This is a genomic window from Streptomyces sp. NPDC000941 (genome assembly GCF_053599555.1).
Genome location: NZ_JBSFMM010000469.1, coordinates 1 through 3,075, shown reverse-complemented (window position 1 = coordinate 3,075; position 3,075 = coordinate 1). Strand labels below are relative to the sequence as shown.

The 3,075-nt window shown below is 71.5% G+C and carries 4 protein-coding genes; all 4 read right to left on the bottom strand.

Features of this window, described 5'->3' with window-relative positions:
• Positions 1 to 166: 166 nt before the first annotated feature.
• The 4 genes from ACWDSL_RS52730 to ACWDSL_RS52715 all read right to left on the bottom strand — a co-directional run bounded on the left by ACWDSL_RS52730 (position 167) and on the right by ACWDSL_RS52715 (position 2,893).
• Complete coding sequence (locus tag ACWDSL_RS52730; RefSeq protein ID WP_450496824.1) at positions 167 to 745, bottom strand: TetR/AcrR family transcriptional regulator; 579 nt, start codon at positions 743 to 745, stop codon at positions 167 to 169.
• Positions 746 to 824: 79 nt separating this feature from the next.
• Positions 825 to 1,370, bottom strand: coding sequence for an ATP-binding protein (locus ACWDSL_RS52725; protein ID WP_450496822.1), 546 nt, complete (start codon positions 1,368 to 1,370; stop codon positions 825 to 827).
• 216 nt (positions 1,371 to 1,586) lie between these two features.
• Positions 1,587 to 1,949, bottom strand: coding sequence for a hypothetical protein (locus tag ACWDSL_RS52720; RefSeq protein WP_358643811.1), 363 nt, complete (start codon positions 1,947 to 1,949; stop codon positions 1,587 to 1,589).
• Between the two features lie 470 nt (positions 1,950 to 2,419).
• Positions 2,420 to 2,893: an SRPBCC family protein gene (locus ACWDSL_RS52715; RefSeq protein WP_450496820.1), complete on the bottom strand. Its 474-nt coding sequence runs from the start codon at positions 2,891 to 2,893 to the stop codon at positions 2,420 to 2,422.
• Between the last annotated feature and the right edge of the window lie 182 nt (positions 2,894 to 3,075).

The window sequence follows — 3,075 nt, the reverse complement described above, 5'->3', positions numbered from 1 at the left end:
CACCCCCCAGGTCATGCCTTCGACAGGGGGGAACAGTCATGCCGGGCCCGGAGGCCAGCGGCCCTCTTGCAGGACCGCGAAGAACATAACGGGGGGGGAGCGCATGGCGCCTTGATGAGCCGGCGCCGTGCGAGGCGGAACGGCGGGGTGTCTTACGAAGCGGGCCTTACGAAGCGGGCCGGCGAGGCGCGCGGGCGGCGAGCAGATCCAGCAGGCCCTGTACGGCGGCGTCGAAGGGCGCCGTCGACCCCGCGGCGCGGGCCACCACATAGCCGCCCTGGATGGTCGCCACGACCGAGGCGGCGGTCCGCTCCGGGTCAAGACCCGCTTCGAACTCCCCGCGCTCCACGCCCTCGGAGACGATCTGGGCCAGCCTGGCGCGCAGCCAGTCGAGCGTTTCCGTCACCGGCTCGCGCAGCGCGGGGTCGGCGATGATGTCCGGATCCATCGTCAGCCGGCCGATCGGGCAGCCGCGCAGCACCTCCCGCTCCCGCAGCAGATAGGCGCGGATGCGGTCGTACGCGGTCCCGGGGGCGGAGAAGTACGCCTCGGCCGTGGCACGCATCTGCTCCGCGGTGCGGCGGATGGCGGCGAGCGCGAGGTCGGGCTTGCCGCTGAAGTGGTGGTACATGCTGCCCTGGCCCGCGTCGGCGCGCTGCTGGATGGCCTTGGGGCTGGTGCCCACGTAGCCGCGCTCCCACAACAGGTCCTGGGTGCTCTCGATCAACCGCTCCGCAGTGCTCATGAAGCCACTGTACATACTAGTAAGTACAGGCAGGGTGCGGCGCCGGGTCCGACACGCCGTCGGACCCGGGGGCGTGGGGTCAGTGGTGCACGGCGGACCGGGCGGCGGGCGCCCGCTCCCGGATCACCCCGGCCGGCGGGGCGGGGCGGGCGAGGTCGGTGCGGTCGGGCGGGGTGGTGCGGCCCGCGCCATGCGCCGCGAAGGGGGACTTGGCGGGGGTGGCGGCCTGCGGCACGGCCAGGGTGAACCACACGACCTTCCCGTTGCCGTCGTCCCGGGCGTGCATGCCCCAGCTCTGGCTGAGCGCCGCGACCAGGGCGAGCCCGCGGCCATGGGTGGCCAGCAGATCGCATTCGCGGACACACGGCAGCCGCGGATCCTGATCGCGGACCGAGACCGTCAGGCGGTCCATCATGAGGTCGATCTCCACCGTGCACTGCTTGTCGGGCTCGGCGTGCCGGTGGACGTTGGTGAGCAGTTCGGTGACGGCGAGCGCGGCGGGATCGATGAGCGGATCCAGATGCCAGTAGCGCAACTGCGCGGACACGATTCTGCGGACCTGTCCGATCCGCGACGGCAGGGCCTGCAGCTCCACCGTGCAATGCCTGCTTGGACGACTGATCACGGCTGCGACTCCCTGAAGAAGTTGGGGCTAGCCTGATTCAGATGCGGGCGTCGAACACGTTCAGCAGTGGTGGCTGCTGGGCGCGACCGGGAAGGGGCCGGTTCTCAGCGTCACCGCCCGTTGACCCTCAGTGATAGCTGATGTGCGTCCAGGGTCGGCCCCGCCGCCCGCATGCGCAACTCAGGGGGCACCTCCCGGCGGTGGCCGGGGGAGGTGTCAGCCCTTGGGTGAATGGCCTCGCGCGCTGCGGATCGCGTCGAGGAGGCGATTGGCGGCGCCGGGCGCGGCCGCTTTCGCCGCGGCGTCCCGCTCGCCCAGAGTCAGGCGATAACGGGTGCCGTTGACCGTCGCGAGGGCCTGGTCGCCGTCCGTGAACCACGGCTTGCTCGCATGGACCGACTGCACGGGGGCGCTGTCGATCTCCCGGCCGTAGCTGGTCAGCAACTGCAGCCTGCCGTCCTTGATCAGGACCTGTCCGGCATGCGTGACCGAGCGCAGAAACCGCTCGATCCGCACCCCGCGGGCGTTGAACTCGGTATCGGCCACGGTGACCGCCTCCCCGCTCTGTCTCGCCGGCATGCGCGCCGCTCTCCCATGTCCTTCATATTTTCCCTGCTGCGCAGTGTGCCCGGGACGGGCACGGGATGCCAGGGCGCACTGGTGCCCACTTATGATCCGAAAAGGTCCAGGTTCACCACCGGGCCGCCACAAGAGGCAAGGGGTGGCGCGTGGAGAGCGCGGTGAGCGCTGCCGATGAGACCGTCGGCACCCCGCCCTGGAGCGGGCTGTGCCACGCCCCGGAGCGGGTCATGGGGTGCGCGGCGGGCGGCTATGCGGACGCCGGGTCGTGGGGCGCGTTGAAGGCCGTCGCGGAGAGGAGCGCCGGGGGGTCATCGGGGGCGCACGGGGAGCGGGGTCGCGCTCCTGTGCGACCCTGGCGCCCGATGTCCCGAAAAGTGCTCCTTGCGCTGTCTCGACAAGCGCTGCTCAGCATGGCTCAGGGCGACCCTGCACGACTCAGGAAGACGCCGCCGATCTGTGCCAGTCCTTCAGTCGGCCAGTCGGCGGTCCAGTGCGCGCACCGCGTCGCGGAAGGCGCGCCGCAGGCCCGGCCGCAGCAGCCGCAGGGCGCCCCGTAGCGGTGCCACCCCGTCCACCGCGAAGGTGTACCGCACCAGGGAGCCGGTGCCGGAGAGGGACGGCATCAGCCGCCACTCCTCCAGCAGGGCGCGCAGCCCCGGCGCGTTCGTCCGGTCCACGCGGTAGGCGTAGCACTCCGCGGGGTCCGCTGCCATGACCGTTTCGATGAAGCGGGTGCCGCCCTTCAGCCGGATCTCGCGGCCCTTGCCGTCGTCGGTGGAGCGGGCGGCGGCGACCTGGCGGTACCAGTGCGGCCAGTTCTCGACATCGGCCAGCGCCTTGAACACCGCCTCGGGCGGGGCGGTGGTCTCGGCGACGAAGACCAGCCGCAGCGGGGCCGTGCGGACGTAGTCGAGTCCCACGGGACGCAGACGATGCCTCATGCCGCCAAGGTAACTGACTACCCGTCAGATGTCTGCGGTCCCAGCCGAGTCGCCTCTCCCCGCTCAGTCTCGGGGCGCTTCTACGCGCGGGCTTCCCTCGTCGCTGCGCGGCTCCTCAGTCCAGCCCGAGGCGGTGTTCAAGGCGCTGGCCGATGTCGAGAACTGGCCGCACTGGTACCGCC

Bases quoted from the DNA above. Each gene is read 5' to 3' on its own strand.
- ACWDSL_RS52720 (WP_358643811.1), bottom strand. From the start codon at position 1,949: ATGCCGGCGAGACAGAGCGGGGAGGCGGTCACCGTGGCCGATACCGAG.
- ACWDSL_RS52730 (WP_450496824.1), bottom strand. From the start codon at position 745: ATGAGCACTGCGGAGCGGTTGATCGAGAGCACCCAGGACCTGTTGTGG.
- ACWDSL_RS52715 (WP_450496820.1), bottom strand. From the start codon at position 2,893: ATGAGGCATCGTCTGCGTCCCGTGGGACTCGACTACGTCCGCACGGCC.